Genomic DNA, 17,592 nt, shown 5'->3' with positions numbered 1-17,592 from the left:
TTCGCCGGTTCAGCCGATCACCGGTCCGGCCACCGGCTTGCTGAAGTCCTGCGGCGTCAGCGTCTGCGTCAGCCGGAACACGCCTTCGTGGATCTTGCGCGGCAGCACCACGTCGAGCACGGTGCTCTGGTGCGGGCCGAGCAGGGCGAACAGGTCGTCGCCGGCGGCGCTTCGGGCTAGCGCATGGTGGACCAGGCCGGCAAGGTCCACCGGCTGCACGCTGGCGCCGTAGGGCCGGTGGCTGGCGACGGCGGCACGCAGCGTCTTGCGGCTGTTGCGCGGGTCGGCCACGCGGTCGTCGCCGGCGAGCAGGCTGTGATCGAGGAACAGCGAGATGGTGGTGCGCTGCTTCGAGTTGGCCTGGCGGTCGAGCAGGAAACCGTCCGGCAGCAGGTCGGGGCTGGCCTGGCTGCCTGCGGTGAGCAGGAAACCGGCGCCGCTCAGCGGTTCGCCGGCTTCGTCGGCGAGCCGCACGATCAGCAGGCTGCGCGGGTCGTGGATGTGCACGCGCGGGGCGAACGGTCCGGCCGGCTCCAGTTCCACCTTGTCGGCGTCGCGCGCGGCGTTCTCGCGCTCGAAAACGTCGCACAGGCTCTCGTAGTCGTCGGCGCTTCGTACCCCGAGGCAGCGCAGGATCGCCTGCACGGTGGCTGGTGCGGCGCTGGCCATGATGCCGCGCTCGTCGCCGGAATGGGCTGCGCCGGCGATCAGCTTGAACGCGCAACGCGGGCCGCGGCTGAGGGTAAGTGCCAGCATGTCGAGGCCGCCGGCGCTGGTGGCCTGCGGCGACAGCACGGCGTGATGGGCGTTGAGGTTGGCGGCGGCGATGCGCACCACGCCGTCAGAACCGTCCTCGCCGGTGTAGCTGTTGAGGTGGTCGTACAGCTGGCGGTCGGGGCGGTCGCCGGTCAGCACGAACAGGAATTGCCCGCGCTTCACCGGGTCGTCGCTGTGGATGTAGTCGAGGTTGAGCGACAGCGATGCGGCACTGCCCAGTTCCAGCCAGTCGAGGATGCGCTGCCCCGGCTCCACGCCGCCGAACCAGGCCTTTAACCGGCCGAGCAGGCCCTTGCCCAGTTGCGCCAGCGCCGAGCCGAAGTTCGCCGGCGCCAGCATCACCAGGTGGCTGAGTTTGATCGTGCTGTAGGTGGCCGGCTTGTCGCGCTGCGCGCGCAGCCATTCGCGTACCACCGGGCCGCCAGTGGAATGGGTGATGCAGGCGAAGCTGGCGTCGAGCAGGTGCAGGTCGCGCAGGGCGTGGTCGAACGCGCGCACCAGGTCGGGCATGGTCACCGCGTCGTCGAAGCTCACGTATTCGGACAGCCAGAGGTCGGCCAGGGTCAGCGTGAGGCCGGCGGCGGACGCCTGCTGCTGCAGCTGCCGTGGCAGCTGGCCGTAGGTGGAGGTGTTGGTGACGCTCCAGCCGTGGACGAAGACGAGGGTGGTCATGGCTCAGCTCCGGTGCAGTGGTCCGGTCCGACGAACGCGAGCGGCTCGTGCCCGCGCGGCGCATCGGCATAATGGCACCCGTGCCCCGTCATCTCCACCGGCCTTGCCCATGACCCTGAACGTGCTGCTGATCCTGATCGCGCTGGCCGTGGTGCTGTCGCGCCTGAAGTGGCGTCGCTGCAGCCGCGTGCTGCTGGGATCGGCGCTGATCCTGCTGCTGGCGGTCGGCTGTGGGCCGGTGCCGAGCTGGCTGCTGGCGCAGCTGCAATCGGGCCATGCGACGACCGCATCGATCGACTGGGGCCAACGCAACGCGATCGTGTTGCTGGGCGTCGGCACCGTGCGCGTGGCCGGCAGCGGCGAGGTCGAGCCCAGCCTGTTCGCCTACGGGCGCATCGGCAAGGCGGCACAGCTGTACCGCGCATGCCGGCAGGCCGGGCGCGAGTGCAGGATCGAGGTGAGTGGCGGCGACGCGCGCGGACTCGGTCGGCCCGAGGCAATCGTCTATGCCGGCGATCTGCAGCGGCTCGGCGTGGATGCCGCCGACCTGCTGCTGGAGTCGCGCAGCATGAATACCTGGCAGAACGCGCAGTTCAGCGGCCCGCTGCTGCAGGCGTACGGCGCCGACCGCGTGCTGCTGGTGTCGTCCGGCTTCCACCTGCGCCGCGGCATGCTGTACTTCGCCCACTTCGGCATCCATGCCGTGCCGGTGCCGGCCGATCACGTCGACGGCGTGCGTTCCTGGCTGCCGCTGTCGCACAACTTCGCCATGGCCGACCTGGCCCTGCACGAATACGCCGGCATCGTGCGCTACCACGTGTACGACGCGATGGGTTGGAACGTGCAGGCGACGAAACCTGGCGCGCTGTAGGGCGGGCACTGCCCGCCGGCTCTTTGGGGCGATGGATCGACGGGCATTGCCCGCCTTCGTGGCTGGTACGACGCGGCGGGCGGGGGGATGCAGCACGCTCCCGCAATCAGGACTCGCGCATCACCATCAGGCGGGTCTCGCTCATGTCCTCGATCGCGTAGCGCACGCCCTCGCGGCCCAGGCCGGACAGTTTCACGCCGCCGTACGGCATGTTGTCCACGCGGAAGCTGGGAATGTCGTTGACGATCACGCCGCCCTGTTCCAGTTCGTTCCATGCGCGCATCGCGTGGGCGAGGCTGTCGGTGAAGATGCCGGCCTGCAGGCCGTAGTCGGAATCGTTGACCATCGCGATCGCCTCGTCGAACCGCCGGAACGGGGCGAGCAGGGCGAACGGGCCGAACGCCTCCATGCGATTCGCCTTGGCGTCGGCGGGCACGTTTTCCATCAGGGTGGCGTCGAGCATGTTGCCATGGCGCTTGCCGCCGCAGAGGATCCTGCCGCCGGCCTGCTTCGCCTCCAGGATCCAGCCGTGCAGGCGCTCGGCGGCGGCCTCGTCGATCATCGGGCCGAGGAACACGCTCCTGTCTTTCGGGTCGCCGGCCTTGAGCTTCTTCGTGGCGGCGACCAGCTTGCGCTTCAGCGCATCGTAGATGTCGGCATGCGCGTAGATGCGCTGCACGCCGATGCAGCTTTGGCCGGACTGGTAGAACGCGCCGAACACCAGCCGCTGCACGACGTGGTCGAGCTTGCCGTCCTGGTCGGCGTCGACGATGCACGCCGCGTTGCCGCCCAGCTCCAGCGTCACCTTCTTGTGCCCGGCGCGCGCCTTCAGCGCCCAGCCGACCTGCCCGCCGGTGAACGAGAGCAGCTTGAAGCGCGGATCCTCCACCAGCGGTGCGGCGTGCGCGCCATCCAGGGTGAGGATCGAGAACGCGCCCTTCGGCAGGTCGGTCTCGGCCAGCACCTCGCCGATGATCAGCGCGCCGATCGGGGTCTTCTCCGACGGCTTCAGCACGAACGGACAGCCGGCGGCGATCGCTGGCGCCACCTTGTGCGCTACCAGATTCAGCGGAAAGTTGAATGGCGTGATGAACGACACCGGCCCCAGCGGCACGCGCCTGGTGTAGCCGTGATAGCCGTCCAGACGGCTGGCAAGTTCCAGGTTGATCGTCTCGCCGTTGATCCGAACTGCCTCCTCGGCGGCGATGCGGAACGTCTCGATCAGCCGCGTCACCTCGCCGGCGGCGTCCTTGATCGGCTTGCCCGCCTCGATGCACAACGCCTCGGCCAGCTCGTCGCGGCGCTCGGCGAAACGCGCCGCGCAATACTGCAGCACCGTCTGCCGCGCCCACGGCTTGAACTCGCGCATCGGCTTCGCGGCATTCACTGCGGCGGCGATGGCCTTCTCGACGGCCTTGGCATCGGGCACGGCGACTCGGGTGGCCAGCCTGCCACTGTACTTGTCGCGCACCTCTAGCATCGTCTTCGACGCCTGCGGGCGGTTGGCGAGGTAGTAGGGGTAGCTCTTGTTCAACATGGCGCTTGCCTGCGGCTGCGATCCGGCAAGCATAGGGCGTCGTGGCGTTCAGGGCTCGTGAGCTGCCGCCATCCATCATTGCGCTAACGGGCTAGACCCGTTCATTCTGACCAACGATCAAAGCGGGGTCAGGCGCACTTACCCGCGTGACTTCGCAGGCCCACGCGCTTCCACCCGCAACCCCAGCTCCCCGTCCACCAAGCGCGCCCGCAGCGCGTTGCCGGGCTCAACACCCTGCACCGAACGCAGCACCTGGCCGTCGGCGTCGAACAGGATGGCGTAGCCGCGTTCCAGCGTGGCCAGCGGGCTGACCGCGTGCAGCGCGTGGCCGGCGTGGCGCAGCGTGGTCTGCCGGCGTTCGAGGATTTGCGCGATCGCGCGGTGCAGGCGCAGCTGTTGTTCGTTCAGCCGGCGGGTAAGCAGCGGCAGTCGCGTGCGCGGGTGTTGCGCCAGCAGGCGTGCGTGCAGGCGGTCGAGGCGCGCGCGGCGTTGCTGCTGCGCTTCGCGCAGCACGCTGGCCAGGCGCAGGCGCAGGTGCTGCAGCCGTTCGCGGTCGCGTTGCAGGCGCGCCTGCGGGCGTTGCGCCTGCAAGCGCGCCAGCAGATGGTCGACGCGTTGCGACTGCGCCTGCAGCCGGCGTTGCAGCAAGGTGGCCAGGCGCTGCTGCAGCTGCCGCAGGTGGCGGCCGACCGCCACCGCGTCGGGTACCAGCAGTTCGGCGGCGGCCGAGGGCGTGGGCGCGCGCAGGTCGGCCACGAAGTCGGCGATGCTGAAGTCGATCTCGTGGCCCACCGCGCTCACCACCGGCACCGCACTGGCGTGGATCGCGCGCGCCACGGCTTCCTCGTTGAACGCCCACAGGTCTTCCAGCGAGCCGCCACCGCGGGTCAGCAGCAGTACGTCGTAGCGCGCACTGGCCGAGGCTTTCTTCAGCATGGCGACGATCGCCGGTGGTGCTTCGCGGCCCTGCACCGGCACCGGCAGCACGTCGACGTCGGCCAGCGGCCAGCGCCGCGCCAGCACGCTGAGCACGTCGCGCACTGCGGCGCCGGTGGCCGAGGTGATCACGCCGATGCGCCGCGCGTAGGCGGGCAGGGTGCGCTTGCGCGCCGGGTCGAACAGGCCCTCGGCGTCGAGCCGCGCCTTGAGCTGCTCGAACTCGCGCTGCAGAGCGCCTTCGCCGGCCGGCTCCATGTATTCGGCGACCAATTGGAACTCGCCGCGCGGTTCGTACAAACCGACCTTGGCGCGCAGCAGCACCTGCATGCCGTCGGCCGGGCGGAAGCGCAGCGCGGCCGCCTTCATCTTGAACATCGCGCAACGCACCTGGGCGCCGCTGTCCTTCAGTGTGAAGTACAGGTGGCCCGAGGCCGGCTTGGCCACGTTCGACAGTTCGCCCTCGATCCACACTTGCGGCAAGGCATCTCCCAGCAGGTCGCGCACCAGCCGGTTGAGCGAGCTGGGGGTGAGGACGTGGCGCGGTGCGGCGTGGTCGGACGGCTCTGGCATAAGGGCGTGAGCCTAGCATGCTGGCAGTATCAAGTTGTGAGAAAACATCCGCTTGACGCGGGAAGCGCATGAAACGCCTGAAGAGGCAAACCGGCTTCAGTCGTCGTCGGCGTCGCGCAGTTCGCGCCAGCGGCGCTTGCGCGCGCGCCAGCTGCGGATGCCCAGGTTCAGCGCGAACCAGGCGGCAATGGCGCCGAACGGCCAGCCGATCCATGCCGGCCATACGAAGGCGACCACCGCCAGCACGGCGAGTACCACGGTGCCGATCACCAGCGACCCGCTGCCGGTGTCGCCGAGCACGCGCCGGTTGGTGAGCACGGCGCCGACGCTATTGGCGATGCGCAGCGCGCCGGCGGCGGCACGGCCGGAGCTGCCGCCGGCGTGGCGCACGCGCGGCGGCGGCACCTCGCTGCGGCACACCCGTTCGCGGCTGCCGCCGCCGTGCCGGTGCCGGCGCGAGGCCAGCACGATCTCGGTGGCATTGTCCAGGTCCCGCTCGTATTGCGCGGCGAGCTGGCGGGCGAAGCCGGCGTCCTCGACCGCCACGTCGAGTTCGCGGTTGCCGAGCCAACTGGCGATGTTGAGGTTGGACGAACCGACCCGCGCCCACTGGCCGTCGGCCACCGCGGTCTTGGCGTGCAGCATCGAGCCGTTCCACTCGAACATGCGGATGCCGGCCTTCAGCAGCGGCCGGTAGCCCGAGCGCGACATGCCGGCCACTACCGGGATGTCGCTGCTGCCGGGCACCAGCAGACGCACATCCACGCCGTCGCGTGCGGCGGCGACCAGCGCCTGCACGTACGGCGCCAGGCCCACGAAGTAGGCGTCGGTGAGCCACAGCGTCTTGCGCGCCATCGCGGCGATCATCTGGTCGAGCCGGTACATGCCGGCGGTGGACGGCTGGGTGGCGATCAGCCGCAGCGCCACGTCGCCGGCCGGCGTGGCCGGCTCCGCCGCGGCCGGGAGCTGGCGCAGCGCGACGCCGGTCTCGCCCCAGCTCTGCGCGAACGCAGCCTCCAGCTCGGCCACCGCCGGGCCGCGCAGCGCCACGCCGGTGTCGCGCCAGGGCGGCACGCCGCGCGCCGGGTCGCCCAGCCATTTCGCGCTGATGCACACGCCGGACAGGAAGCCGAGCACGCCGTCCACCACCAGCAGCTTGCGATGGTCGCGGCTGATCCAGCCCAGCGGCTGGCCCAGTTGCAGCGGGTTGAACACGCGCACCTCGCCGCCGGCTGCGCGCAGCGGCGCCCAGAACGCGCCGCGCGACTGCCCGAGGCAGCCGAGCCAGTCGACCACCACGGCGACGAACACGCCCGCCTGGGCGCGTTCGACCAGCGCATCGCGGAAGGCGCGTCCGACCTCGTCGTCGCGGATGATGTAGTTCTCCAGCAGCACGCGCTGGCGTGCACCGCAGATGGCCGCCAGCCAGGCTTCGTAATGGGCGGCGGCATCGATCAGCAGGTCCACCGCGTTGCCATTGAGCAGCGGTGCGCCGGCGGCGCGGCTCAGCGCCTGTTCGGCCAGCAGGCGGCTCGGGGTGGCGGGGATCAATGGCGTGGGCATGGCTCGAGTGTAGGCGATGGCTTGTCGGTGCGCCGATGTCGTGGGGCTTCTGGCATGATCGCGCGCATGTCAATCGAGCATCGCTACGCCGACACCGATGCCTGCGCGCGCGATCTTGCGGACGGACTCGGCCCGCACCTGCGCATCGCCGCGCCGCTGGGCCTGGGCAAGCCGCATGGCTTGCTCAACGCGCTGTATCGACTGGTCGCGGCCGACGCTGGGCGCTCGATGCGCCTGTACACTGCACTGTCGCTGACCCGGCCGCAGCCGACGCCGGGGTTGGAGCAGCGTTTCCTCGGGCCTTTCCTTGAGCGCCACTTCGGCGCCGACGCGGTCGATCCGCACTACGCGCTGGACCAGGCGCGCGACGCGCTGCCGGCGAACGTCGAGGTGCACGAGTTCTACCTGCAGTCCGGCGCGCTGCTGCGTTCGGCCAGCGCCCAGCGCAGCTACATCAGCCAGAACTACACCCACGTGGCGCGCGACCTCGCGTTGCAGGACATCAACCTGCTGGTGCAGCTGGTGGCGCGGCGCGAGGGCCCGGACGGCGTGCACTACAGCCTGTCGTGCAATCCGGACCTGACCCTGGATCTGCTGCGCCGGCTGCAGTCGAGCGGACGGCCGCGGCCGCTGTGCGTGGCGGTGGTGCATCCGGAGCTGCCGTACCTGGGCGGCGACGCCGAAGTGGCCGAAGCGTACTTCGACGTGGAGCTGCGTCCGCCCACGTCGCCGCCGCTGTTTGCGCTGCCGCGCTCGCCGGTGGGCCTGGCCGAGTACGCGCTGGGCCTGCACGCCAGCGCGCTGGTCAGGGACGGCGGTTGCCTGCAGATCGGCATCGGCGCGCTGTCCGACGCGCTGGTCAAGGCGCTGCTGTTGCGTCAGCACGACAACACCCGCTGGCGCCAGGCGCTGGCGGCGCTGGATCCGGCCGGCGCCACCCGGGTGCTGGCGGAGCAGCAGGGCGGCCTGGCGCCGTTCGAGGCCGGCTTGTACGGCGCCAGCGAGATGGTGATGGACGGCTTCATGCACCTGCAACGCGGCGGCATCCTGAAGCGGCGCAGCTGGGACAACCTGGCGCTGGAGCGCGCGGCGGCGGCAGGTCGCCTGAACCCGGCCACGCCGGGCGGGCACTATCTGCGCGGCGCGTTCTTCCTCGGTTCGCGCGAACTGTACGCGTGGCTGGCCGCCACCGAAGCGGCCGATCCGGACGCGATCGACATGTGCGCGGTCTCCAACGTCAACCAGCTGTACGGCGACCACCAGGCATTGGCGATGCTGCAGCGGCGCGGCGCGCGTTTCTTCAACACCTGCATGATGGCGACCGTGCTCGGCGCGGCGGTCTCCGACACGCTGGAGGACGGCGCCGTGGTCAGCGGCGTCGGCGGCCAGTACAACTTCGTGGCGATGGCGCACGAGCTGCCTGACGCACGCTCGGCGCTGCTGCTGCGCGCCACCCGCGAGGGCCGCGGCGGGATCGAGAGCAACATCCGCTGGAACTACGGCCAGACCACCATTGCGCGCCACCTGCGCGACATCGTCGTCACCGAGTACGGCATCGCCGACCTGCGCGGCAAGAGCGATGGCGAGTGCGTCGAGGCGATGCTGTCGATCGCCGATGCGCGCTTCCTCGACGCGCTGTGCGCGCAGGCGAAGGCGCACGGCAAGCTGGCCGCGGATTTCGCGGTGCCGGAAGCCTGGCGTCGCCATCGCCCGGAGCATCTGCACGAGGCGTTGGCGCCGCTGCGGCACGAGGGCGTACTGCCGGCGTTTCCGTTCGGCAGCGATTTCACCGAGGTCGAACAGCGCCTGTTGCCGGCACTGGAATGGCTGAAAGCCTGCAGCGGCCACTGGCGCGGCAGGTGGCGCTTGCTGGGTGCCGTCATTCGCCCGGGCGACGTCGTGGATGGCGAGAGCGAGGCGCTGGCACGGATGGGCCTGGACACGCCGGCGAGCTGGCCTGGGCGCGTGCAGCGACGCCTGCTGCAGACTGCCCTGCGCCGCCAACGGTAGAGGACCGCAGGCGGACGCCTACGGCGGTTCGGTGGGGTCGTGCTGCGGGGTTTCCGCAGGCGGCGCCGGCTCGGGCGGATCGTCCATCAACGGCAGCTGCGCGGGGCTGTCCAGGTCGTCGAACTGCTGGTGGTTGACTGCCCAGAAGAACAGCCATACCGCGACGATCACCACCAGCAGGGTGACCGGGATCAGCACCAGCAGGATGTTCATGCGCGCAGCTCGCGCGGGCGGGCTGCCGGGCCGGACGCGCCGGAGCGGCCCGCTGCCGTGTCGCCGCCGATGCGCAACGCATTGAGTATCACCACCAGCGAACTCAGCGACATGCCGATGCCGGCCAGCCACGGCGGCACCAAGCCGAATGCGGCGAATGGCACGGCACACAGGTTGTACAGCAGCGACCAGCGCCGGCTCTGCGCCATCAGCTGCCGCGACTGGCGGGCGATCGCGCGGGCGTCGGCGAGGCTGCCCAGGTGGCCGTCCAGCAGCAGCAGGTCGGCATGCGCCTGGGCCAGCTCGGTGCCCGAGGCCAGCGCGGCGGAGACGTCGGCGCCGGCCAGTACCGGGGCGTCGTTGCTGCCGTCGCCCACGGCCAGGGTGGTGTGGCCGTGCTCGCGCGCGGCCTGCAGCCGCTCGAGCTTGGCGGCGGGCGACTGCCGCGCATGCCAGTCGCCGATGTCCAGGCGGGCGGCGAGCGTGGCGACGCGGGGGGCGCTGTCGCCGCTGGCGATCGCGACGGCGATGCCGTCGACGCGCAACGCGTCGAGCATGCGGCGGGCGTCGGCACGCGGTTGTTCGTCGAGATGGAACGTGGCGATGGCACCTTGCGCATCGGCCAGCAGCAGCGTGTCGGTCACCACCGATGGCGCCGTCTGGCCGGCGAGCGCCAGTGCGAAGTCGGCGCGGCCCAGGCGCAGTTCGCGGCCGTCGATGTCGCCGCTGATGCCGGCGCCGGCATGGACCCGTACCGACTGCGCCTGCAGCGACAGCGCCTGCAGGCGCGCCGCGTCGGCGAGTGCGCGCGCCAGCGGGTGCGAGCTTTCGTGGGCCAGCGCGGCGGCCAGCTGCAGGACGCGGTCGGGCGTGTCGCCGCGCAGGGGTTCGACCGCACGGCGGTCGAGCTGCGGCACGCTGAGCGTGCCGGTCTTGTCGAACAGCGCATAGTCGACCGTGGCCAGCGTGTCCAACGCCTTGCCGTCGGTGACCAGCACGCCGCGGCCGGCCAGCACGCCGAGTGCACGGGTCAGCGTGGCCGGGCCGGCCAGCGCGAACGCGCAGGGGCAGGCCACCACCAGCACGGCGACCGCGGCCTCGAACGCGCGGCCGGGATCGAGCAGCAGCCAGCCCAGTGCGGTCAGTGCGGTGAGCACCAGCACGCGGGCGACGAAGCGGCCGACTTCGCGATCGCTGGGGGCGATCAGCGAACGCGCATGCCGCGCGCGGCTCGCCAGGGCGCCGAGTCGCGCCGCCACGGTGGTGGCGCCGCTGTGCTCCACGCGCAGCTCGGCCGGCCCGGACAGCAGCACGCTGCCGGCGACCAGCCGCTCGCCGCGCAGCCGCTGCAGCGGGCGCGACTCGCCCGACAGCAGCGCCTCGTCCACCTGCGCGCCGGCGCTTTCCAGCACGCCGTCCGCCGGCACGGTGCCGCCTTCGGCGACGTGCACGCGGTCGCCGGACAGCAGGGCGATCGCGGCCACCGTCTCCAGCTCGCCGTCGGCACGGCGCCGCTGCGCCAGCAGCGGGGTGGCGTCGATCGCGGCATCGCCGAGCGCGCCGCTGCGATGGCGCGAGCGCAGTTCCACGTAGCGCCCGCCGAGCAGCAGGAACACGAACATGGTCACCGAGTCGAAATAGATCTCGCCGCTGCCGCGCAGCGTGTTGAACGTGCTGGCCAGGAACACCAGCGCCACCGCCAGCGCCACCGGCAAGTTGATGCCGAGCCGGCGCTGGCCCAGTTCGCGCACGGCGCCGCGGAAGAACGGCAGCGCCGAATAGAACACCACCGGCAGGCTGGTCAGCAGGCCGAGCCAGCGGAACAGGTTGCGCGTGCTGAAGTCGACGAAATCGACCACGCCGATGTAGATCACGAACGCGTAGGTCATCACCTGCATCGAGCACATGCCGGCGACCAGCAGGCGCTTCAGCGCATCGTGCTGTTCCTGCGCCCGGGCGTCGTCGATGCTGTCTTGCTGCAGCGGCTGCGCCGGGCAGCCGGCGATGGCAAAGTTGTCGAGCAGGCTAGGCAGCGATGTGCGTTGCACGTCCCACACCACCCGCACGCGCTGTGCCGGCCGGTCGATGGCCACGCGCCGCACGCCGGGCAACGCGCGAATGCGCTGCTCCAGCCACAGCACCTGGCGTGCGTCGTTCAGGGGTTCGACCCGCAAGGCGACCTCGCTGCAGCCGTCGCGGCGCACGCGCAGCACCTGCGCGGCGAGTTGCGGGTGGGCCCAGGCCGCGTAGGCGTTCATCGTGGCCGATCGGTCGGCGGCCGCTGCTGCGGCGGGCTGGTGCTGCTGTGTGCGCTGACCGGCACGCCGAACACGGTGTGCGAAGTACTCAGCGGCGTGTCGGCGTGGTTCGCGCCGAGCACGATGATCCACACGCAGCCGGCCAGCGACGCTACGAAGACGAACACGCCCAGCCACAGCACCGGCTGGCGATACCAGGCGGATGCGGTGCGGGCAGTGCGGTCAGGGCTTGTCGCCATCGGGCTGGTGCGACAGGTGGTACACGTAGGCCGCGAGCACGCGGATCTGGTCGTCGGACAGGCGCGGGTTCCACGCTGGCATGCGGCCCTGGCGGCCCTCGCCGATGGTCTTCTCGATGTCGGCCACGCTGCCGCCGTGCAGCCAGATGTGGTCGGTGAGGTTTGGCGCACCGAGCGCCTGGTTGCCCTTGCCGTCGGCGCCGTGGCAGGCCGCGCAGGTGGCAAACAGCGGCTGGCCGGCGGCGGCCTTGGCCGCGTCGTGCGGCGAGCCGGACAGGCTCAGCACGTACTGCGCCAGATTCTTCACGTTGTCCGCGCCCAGGCTGGCCCACGGCGGCATCACGCCGCTGCGGCCATCGTGGATCGAGGTGGTGATGTCGTTGCCGCTGCCGCCGTACAGCCAGTCGTCGTCGCTGAGGTCGGGCGCGCCGAGCGTCATGTTGCCCTTCGCGCTGCGTTGGTGGCAGGCCGCGCAGTTGTCCTCGAACAGTACCTTGCCCATCTGCAGCGCGGCGGGGTCGTTGGCCAGTTGCTCCACCGGATACAGCTTGAAGCGCTCGGTCAGCGAGGCACGCCGGGCGTCGTTGGCGGCCACGGCGTTCGCCAGCTCGCCGTGCGAGGTCCAGCCCAGTACGCCCCTGAAATTGCCGAAGCCGGGGAACAGCGCCAGGTAGATGAAGCCGGCCACGAACATCGCGCCGGAAAGCAGCACCCACCACAGCGGCAGCGGACGCACGCCCTCGCGCAGCACGCCATGGGCCCAGACGTGGCCGCTGGTGCCGTCGGGCAGGGTGGGGATCTTCGCGCGCGGTCCCCACAGGTACAGGAAGAAGGTGGTGCCCATGTTGAGCACTACCAGGAACATCACCCAAAACGACCATCCCGTGCTCATGGGCGATCCTCCCTGTTGTCGAAAGCGGCTTCGTCTTCCATCGGCAGGTGCGCCATGCGGTCGAACGTGGACTTGTGGTATCTGCGCCAGGCCCAGATCCAGATGCCGATGAAGCTGAACATCATCAGCAGGATGAGCACGCCGGCGAGGTGGCCCCAGACCGGGTTCATCGGCGTCATGGCGTGCCTCCCGTGTCCGCCGATGCGGTGGCCGTGGCGCCCGCCGCATCGGGCTCATTCTTGATGCCCAGGCCCTGCAGGTACGCGATCAGTGCGTCCATCTCGGTCTTGCCTTCCACCGCGGCGGGCGCGCCGGCGATGTCCGCGTCGCTGTACGGATCGCCGAGCTTGCGCAGGGTGCGCATGCGCGCCTGGATGTCGGCGGCATCGAGCTTCTTGCCGGCCAGCCACGGGTAGGCCGGCATGTTCGACTGCGCCACCACGCTGCGCGGGTTCATCAGGTGCATGCGCTGCCAGTCGTCGGAGTACTTGCCGCCGACGCGGGCGAGATCCGGGCCGGTGCGCTTGGAACCCCACTGGAACGGGCGGTCGTAGACCGATTCGGCGGCGGTGGAGAAGTGGCCGTAGCGCTCGGTCTCGAAGCGCAGCGCGCGAATCATCTGCGAATGGCACAGGTAGCAGCCCTCGCGCACGTAGACGTCCTTGCCGGCCAGCCGCAGCGGGTCGTACGGATGCACGTTCGGCGGTGCCTTCAGCGCATGCGCCTCGACGAACAGCGGGGTGATTTCGGCCAGCCCGCCCAGCGACACCATGATCGCGATGCCGATGCCGAGCAGGCCGGCGTGTTTCTCGATTGCTTCGAAATGCTTGTAGGCCATGGTGTGAGCTCTACTTGAAGAGTGCGGCCATGGATGGCCGCTGTTGGATTTGCCGGGCCGGCTTGCCGCCACGCAAGAGGGATTTGATTGAAGCGGCGATCATGGACGAGCGCATCAGTCGGCTCCCTCAACCGGCGGCAGGCAGCGGTGCCGGCACCTGGTGCGGCACGGGTTCGGGTACCGGCACCGGAATCGGCTTGATCAGCCGCGCGCGCGCATCGGCCGCGGTATGCCACAGGTTCCACGCCATGACCCACATGCCGGACAGGATCAGCACGCCGCCCAGCCAGCGGATCACGTACATCGGCTTGATCGCGATCAGGCTGTCCAGGAAGCCGTAGGTGAGCGCGCCGTCGGGCTGGGTGGCGCGCCACATGTGGCCTTCCACGCCGCCGGCGGTCCACATCGCGCCCACGTACAGCAAGGTGCCCAGGATGTGCAGCCAGAAATGCACCTCCATGCCCTTGTGCGAATACATCTCCGGGCGGCCCAGCGCGCGCGGCGCCATCGCATACAGCGAGCCGATGGTGATCATCGCCACCCAGCCCAGCGAACCGGAGTGCACGTGGGCGATGGTCCAGTCGGTGTAGTGGGTGAACTGGTTCACCGTCTTGATCGCCATCATCGAGCCTTCGAAGGTCGAGGCGGCGTAGAACACCAGCGACATCACCATGAACTTGGCGGCCGGGTCGGTCTTCAGCTTGTGCCAGGAGCCGTTGAAGGTGAGCAGGCCGTTCGCCGCCGAGCCCCAGCTCGGCATCAGCAGCACCAGCGAGAACGCCATGCCGACCGATTGCACCCAGTCCGGCAGCGCGGTGTACATCAGGTGGTGCGCGCCGGCCCACATGTAGACCGAGATCAGCGCCCAGAAATTGACGATCGAGAAGCGGTAGCTCCACAGCGGCTGCTGCGCCTGGCGCGGCACGAAGTAGTACATCATGCCGAGGAAGCCGGCGGTCAGGAAGAACGCCACCGCGTTGTGGCCGTACCACCATTGCACCATCGCGTCGACCACGCCCGAATAGATCGGATAGGACTTGAACAGCGACACCGGCAGCGCGAGATTGTTGACGATGTGCAGCAGGCCCACCGCGATGATGAATGCGCCGTAGTACCAGTTCGCCACGTAGATGTGCTTGATGCGCCGGCGCGCCAACGAGCCGAAGAACACCACGCCGAAGCTGACCCAGACGATCGCGATCAGGATGTCGATGATCCATTCCGGCTCGGCGTACTCCTTGCTCTGGGTCATGCCCAGCGGCATCGAGACCATCGACAGCACGCAGACCAGTTGCCAGCCCCAGAAGGTGAAGGCGGCCAGCTTCCTGAACGCCAGTCGCGCGTGGCCGGTGCGCTGCACCACGTAATAGCAGGTGCCCATCAGCGCCGAGCCGCCGAACGCGAAGATCACGCCGAACGTGTGGTCGGGGCGGATCCGGCTGAAGGTCAGCCAGGGGATCTCGAAATTCAGTGCCGGCCACATCAGTTCGGCGGCGGCATACACGCCGACCGACATGCCGATGATGCCCCATACCGCCGCGGCCAGCAGGAACTGGCGCACGACCTTGTCGTTGTAATACTCGGTGTTCGGCATGGACGCCCCCGTGAAGATAGCTGCGTATTTTGGCGCGAAGCATGTAACGTCGTCATGACTTCGATCAAGCGCCTGCGGCAATTCGTCCTTCGCCGGCGGCCAGTATGCACCGCGCCGGCCCGGCTGACGCCTGGCCCGCTGGCGGCAGATGCGTCGGGTCGCCAAGCGTGATGCGCGGAGCGTTTTCCTGCTTGCCGGCGCCGGCGCGATCGGGCTTCCGGCGGGAAACGGTGGTCGATCGGGTATTCTTGGCGTCGTCGTCGCGGGCCATCGCGACCTTGAGAACATCCGGTTGATTCCATGAGCGAGTTCGTTCCGCAGAAACCGCATCCGGCCGCCCCGGCGCCGCGCCGGCCCAGCGTGGCCGTGCAGATCGGCAAGGTGACGGTGGGCGGCGGCGCGCCGGTGGTGGTGCAGTCGATGACCAACACCGACACCGAGGACCCGGCCAGCACCGCGAAACAGGTCGCCGAGCTGGCCCGCGCCGGTTCCGAGCTGGTGCGCATCACGGTCAACACGCCGGCCGCCGCCGCCGCAGTGCCGCGGATTGCCGAGCGGCTGGCGATGATGGGGGTGGAGGTGCCGATCGTGGGCGACTTCCACTACAACGGCCACCAGCTGCTGGAACGCGAGCCGGCCTGCGCCGAGGTGCTGGCGAAGTACCGCATCAACCCCGGCAACGTCGGCTTTGGCAAGAAGAAGGACAGCCAGTTCGGCGCGATCATCGAGAAGGCGATCCAGTACGGCAAGCCGGTGCGCATCGGCGCCAACTGGGGCTCGCTGGACCAGGGCATGCTCACCGCGCTGATGGACGAGAACGCGCGCCGCGCCGAGCCGTGGGACGCCAGCCACGTGGCGCGCGAGGCGCTGATCCGCTCGGCGCTGGATTCGGCCGCGCTGGCCGAGAAGATCGGCCTGCCGCGCGAGCGCATCATCCTGTCGTGCAAGGTGTCGGGCGTGCAGGAGCTGATCGCGGTGTACCGCGACCTGGCCGCACGCTGCGATTACGCGCTGCACCTGGGTCTGACCGAGGCCGGCATGGGTTCCAAGGGCATCACCGCCTCCAGCGCCGCGCTGGCGGTACTGCTGCAGGAAGGCATCGGCGACACCATCCGCATCTCGCTGACGCCGGAGCCGGGCGCCTCGCGCACCGGCGAGGTGATCGTGGCGCAGGAGCTGCTGCAGACCATGGGCCTGCGCTCGTTCACCCCGCTGGTCACCGCCTGCCCGGGCTGCGGGCGCACCACCAGCGAGTTCTTCCAGGAGCTGGCCAAGACCGTGCAGGAACACGTGCGCGAACAGATGCCGGTGTGGCGCATCAAGTACGACGGCGTGGAGAACCTCACCCTGGCGGTGATGGGCTGCATCGTCAACGGCCCAGGCGAGTCCAAGCACGCCAACATCGGCATCTCGCTGCCCGGCAACGGTGAGGCGCCGGCGGCGCCGGTGTTCATCGACGGCGAGAAGGCGATGACCTTGCGCGGCGACCGCATCGCCGAGGAATTCGTCGGCATCCTCGATGATTACGTCGCGCGCCGGTACGCGGCGCGAACGGGCTGAGAGCTTGTGGATTTTTCAACCTCGAAGCCCGGCCGCCGATGGCCGGACATGAAGCAGTCACGCCAGTGATTTTTCATATGAGCGAGCCCGCGTGTGTACCGGACTCGCGACCGAAGAAAACCACGGGAAGTGGTGTTCTTCACCATCGCTGAGGCTCTGGTCACACCGCCGCGCCTGATCCTGGTTCATGCTTGCGCCGGCCCGCATGATGCGCAGCCCGAGCCTGTGCGGGATGATCCTGCCAAGGGAGCTTTCGTGAGAATCAGCCCGCAGTTCCGCACGGTCCTGCTTTACGTGCTGCTGTCCGCGTTGTGGATATGGTTGTCCGATCGCGCGCTGGATGCGCTGGTGCGCAATCGGGCCGAGCTGAGCTGGTTGCAGAGCGTCAAGGGCTGGCTGTTTGTGGCCTGCACCGGCGCGCTGCTGTACTGGATGGTGGCGCGCGACCTGCGCCGACTGCAGGCCGCCAACCGCAGGCTGCTGGACGGGTACGAGCAGGCCCTGCGCGTGCTGGTGTCGGCGATGGACATCCGCCACCGCGAGACCGGCGACCATTCCGACCGGGTGATGCGCATGGCCGCCGGCCTGGCGCGGCTGGCCGGCGTGCATGGCGAGGCGCTGCGCAACCTGAGCTTCGGCGCGCTGCTGCACGACATCGGCAAGCTGGCCTTGCCGGACGCGGTGCTGATCAAGCCGGGCAAGCTGGACGACGCGGAGATGGCGGTGATGCGCCAGCACCCGCAACTGGGCCACGAGCTGCTGCAGCGGGTGGATTTCCTGCGCGACGCCGGCGAGATTCCCTACAGCCATCACGAGCGCTGGGACGGCAGCGGCTATCCGCAGGGCCTCGCCGGCGAGAACATCCCGCTGGCGGCGCGCATCTTCAGCGTGGTCGATATCTGGGATGCGCTGATCACCGCGCGCGTGTACAAGCCGGCGTGGCCCGAGGCGGACGTGCTGGCTTATTTGCGCGCCGCCGTCGGCAGCCAGCTCGATCCCGAGCTGGTGGCGCTGTTCCTGGAGCACTACGACGAGCTCAAGGCGCTGGCGCACTGAGTT

At 69.8% G+C, this 17,592-nt stretch carries 16 protein-coding genes; 4 read left to right on the top strand and 12 right to left on the bottom strand.

Going from position 1 to position 17,592, the window contains the following annotated elements; genetic code table 11:
* Positions 1-9 precede the first annotated feature (9 nt).
* Positions 10-1,449 (bottom strand): lipase family protein, encoded by a 1,440-nt coding sequence (locus R2APBS1_RS10720; protein ID WP_015447968.1) that lies wholly within the window; start codon positions 1,447-1,449, stop codon positions 10-12.
* Between the two features lie 109 nt (positions 1,450-1,558).
* Between R2APBS1_RS10720 and R2APBS1_RS10715 the strand changes: the two genes are divergently transcribed.
* A complete protein-coding gene (locus R2APBS1_RS10715; protein WP_015447967.1) occupies positions 1,559-2,320 on the top strand; it encodes a YdcF family protein in 762 nt (253 codons plus the stop codon).
* Between the two features lie 106 nt (positions 2,321-2,426).
* On the opposite strand, the gene R2APBS1_RS10710 is transcribed toward R2APBS1_RS10715, so the two are convergent.
* The 3 genes from R2APBS1_RS10710 to R2APBS1_RS10700 all read right to left on the bottom strand — a co-directional run bounded on the left by R2APBS1_RS10710 (position 2,427) and on the right by R2APBS1_RS10700 (position 6,929).
* Entirely contained in the window at positions 2,427-3,857 is a 1,431-nt protein-coding gene (locus tag R2APBS1_RS10710; RefSeq protein ID WP_015447966.1) for an aldehyde dehydrogenase family protein, read from the bottom strand.
* A 138-nt stretch (positions 3,858-3,995) separates the two neighbouring features.
* Complete coding sequence (xseA, locus tag R2APBS1_RS10705) at positions 3,996-5,366, bottom strand: exodeoxyribonuclease VII large subunit (protein WP_015447965.1); 1,371 nt, start codon at positions 5,364-5,366, stop codon at positions 3,996-3,998.
* A 96-nt stretch (positions 5,367-5,462) separates the two neighbouring features.
* Positions 5,463-6,929 (bottom strand): phospholipase D-like domain-containing protein, encoded by a 1,467-nt coding sequence (locus tag R2APBS1_RS10700; protein WP_015447964.1) that lies wholly within the window; start codon positions 6,927-6,929, stop codon positions 5,463-5,465.
* 66 nt (positions 6,930-6,995) lie between these two features.
* Between R2APBS1_RS10700 and R2APBS1_RS10695 the strand changes: the two genes are divergently transcribed.
* Positions 6,996-8,939, top strand: a complete 1,944-nt coding sequence (locus tag R2APBS1_RS10695; protein ID WP_236127015.1) for an acetyl-CoA hydrolase/transferase C-terminal domain-containing protein — start codon at positions 6,996-6,998, stop codon at positions 8,937-8,939.
* A gap of 18 nt (positions 8,940-8,957) precedes the next feature.
* Here R2APBS1_RS10695 and ccoS read toward each other — a convergent pair whose 3' ends face one another.
* The 8 genes from ccoS to R2APBS1_RS20130 form a co-directional block, all read right to left on the bottom strand.
* Positions 8,958-9,152, bottom strand: a complete 195-nt coding sequence (ccoS, locus tag R2APBS1_RS10690; RefSeq protein WP_015447962.1) for a cbb3-type cytochrome oxidase assembly protein CcoS — start codon at positions 9,150-9,152, stop codon at positions 8,958-8,960.
* Positions 9,149-11,410, bottom strand: coding sequence for a heavy metal translocating P-type ATPase (locus tag R2APBS1_RS10685; RefSeq protein WP_015447961.1), 2,262 nt, complete (start codon positions 11,408-11,410; stop codon positions 9,149-9,151). The genes ccoS and R2APBS1_RS10685 overlap by 4 nt, the downstream gene beginning before the upstream one ends.
* Complete coding sequence (locus R2APBS1_RS10680) at positions 11,407-11,649, bottom strand: hypothetical protein (RefSeq protein WP_015447960.1); 243 nt, start codon at positions 11,647-11,649, stop codon at positions 11,407-11,409. Before R2APBS1_RS10680 ends, R2APBS1_RS10685 begins: the two co-directional genes overlap by 4 nt.
* On the bottom strand, positions 11,633-12,541 hold the full coding sequence (gene ccoP, locus R2APBS1_RS10675) for a cytochrome-c oxidase, cbb3-type subunit III (protein WP_015447959.1): 909 nt from the start codon (positions 12,539-12,541) through the stop codon (positions 11,633-11,635). Before ccoP ends, R2APBS1_RS10680 begins: the two co-directional genes overlap by 17 nt.
* Complete coding sequence (locus R2APBS1_RS10670) at positions 12,538-12,720, bottom strand: cbb3-type cytochrome oxidase subunit 3 (protein WP_007508068.1); 183 nt, start codon at positions 12,718-12,720, stop codon at positions 12,538-12,540. The genes ccoP and R2APBS1_RS10670 overlap by 4 nt, the downstream gene beginning before the upstream one ends.
* Positions 12,717-13,379 carry a cytochrome-c oxidase, cbb3-type subunit II gene (gene ccoO, locus R2APBS1_RS10665; protein WP_007508070.1) on the bottom strand — a complete coding sequence of 221 codons (663 nt, stop codon included), beginning with the start codon at positions 13,377-13,379 and terminating at the stop codon, positions 12,717-12,719. The genes R2APBS1_RS10670 and ccoO overlap by 4 nt, the downstream gene beginning before the upstream one ends.
* Positions 13,380-13,506: 127 nt before the next feature.
* Positions 13,507-14,973, bottom strand: a complete 1,467-nt coding sequence (ccoN, locus tag R2APBS1_RS10660) for a cytochrome-c oxidase, cbb3-type subunit I (RefSeq protein ID WP_007508072.1) — start codon at positions 14,971-14,973, stop codon at positions 13,507-13,509.
* Between the two features lie 64 nt (positions 14,974-15,037).
* On the bottom strand, positions 15,038-15,244 hold the full coding sequence (locus tag R2APBS1_RS20130; RefSeq protein WP_157769740.1) for a hypothetical protein: 207 nt from the start codon (positions 15,242-15,244) through the stop codon (positions 15,038-15,040).
* Positions 15,245-15,273: 29 nt separating this feature from the next.
* Between R2APBS1_RS20130 and ispG the strand changes: the two genes are divergently transcribed.
* Together ispG and R2APBS1_RS10650 are read left to right on the top strand one after the other, a co-directional pair.
* Entirely contained in the window at positions 15,274-16,533 is a 1,260-nt protein-coding gene (gene ispG / locus R2APBS1_RS10655; protein ID WP_007508077.1) for a flavodoxin-dependent (E)-4-hydroxy-3-methylbut-2-enyl-diphosphate synthase, read from the top strand.
* 255 nt (positions 16,534-16,788) lie between these two features.
* Complete coding sequence (locus R2APBS1_RS10650; RefSeq protein ID WP_015447958.1) at positions 16,789-17,589, top strand: HD-GYP domain-containing protein; 801 nt, start codon at positions 16,789-16,791, stop codon at positions 17,587-17,589.
* Positions 17,590-17,592: the final 3 nt, after the last annotated feature.

The sequence above is a fragment of the Rhodanobacter denitrificans genome (genome assembly GCF_000230695.2).
In the GTDB taxonomy this organism is placed as follows: Bacteria; Pseudomonadota; Gammaproteobacteria; order Xanthomonadales; family Rhodanobacteraceae; genus Rhodanobacter; species Rhodanobacter denitrificans.
The sequence above is the reverse complement of the archived record's forward strand: the minus strand, read 5'-3'. Positions and strand labels throughout refer to the sequence as shown.

Excerpts from the sequence above, each read along its gene's own strand:
- R2APBS1_RS20130 (WP_157769740.1), bottom strand. The coding sequence starts at position 15,244 with ATGGCCCGCGACGACGACGCCAAGAATACCCGATCGACCACCGTTTCC.
- R2APBS1_RS10685 (WP_015447961.1), bottom strand. The coding sequence starts at position 11,410 with ATGAACGCCTACGCGGCCTGGGCCCACCCGCAACTCGCCGCGCAGGTG.
- ccoS (WP_015447962.1), bottom strand. The coding sequence starts at position 9,152 with ATGAACATCCTGCTGGTGCTGATCCCGGTCACCCTGCTGGTGGTGATC.
- R2APBS1_RS10670 (WP_007508068.1), bottom strand. The coding sequence starts at position 12,720 with ATGACGCCGATGAACCCGGTCTGGGGCCACCTCGCCGGCGTGCTCATC.
- R2APBS1_RS10720 (WP_015447968.1), bottom strand. The coding sequence starts at position 1,449 with ATGACCACCCTCGTCTTCGTCCACGGCTGGAGCGTCACCAACACCTCC.
- R2APBS1_RS10710 (WP_015447966.1), bottom strand. The coding sequence starts at position 3,857 with ATGTTGAACAAGAGCTACCCCTACTACCTCGCCAACCGCCCGCAGGCG.
- R2APBS1_RS10700 (WP_015447964.1), bottom strand. The coding sequence starts at position 6,929 with ATGCCCACGCCATTGATCCCCGCCACCCCGAGCCGCCTGCTGGCCGAA.
- ccoP (WP_015447959.1), bottom strand. The coding sequence starts at position 12,541 with ATGAGCACGGGATGGTCGTTTTGGGTGATGTTCCTGGTAGTGCTCAAC.
- ccoO (WP_007508070.1), bottom strand. The coding sequence starts at position 13,379 with ATGGCCTACAAGCATTTCGAAGCAATCGAGAAACACGCCGGCCTGCTC.
- R2APBS1_RS10680 (WP_015447960.1), bottom strand. The coding sequence starts at position 11,649 with ATGGCGACAAGCCCTGACCGCACTGCCCGCACCGCATCCGCCTGGTAT.
- ispG (WP_007508077.1), top strand. The coding sequence starts at position 15,274 with ATGAGCGAGTTCGTTCCGCAGAAACCGCATCCGGCCGCCCCGGCGCCG.
- R2APBS1_RS10715 (WP_015447967.1), top strand. The coding sequence starts at position 1,559 with ATGACCCTGAACGTGCTGCTGATCCTGATCGCGCTGGCCGTGGTGCTG.
- ccoN (WP_007508072.1), bottom strand. The coding sequence starts at position 14,973 with ATGCCGAACACCGAGTATTACAACGACAAGGTCGTGCGCCAGTTCCTG.
- R2APBS1_RS10695 (WP_236127015.1), top strand. The coding sequence starts at position 6,996 with ATGTCAATCGAGCATCGCTACGCCGACACCGATGCCTGCGCGCGCGAT.
- xseA (WP_015447965.1), bottom strand. The coding sequence starts at position 5,366 with ATGCCAGAGCCGTCCGACCACGCCGCACCGCGCCACGTCCTCACCCCC.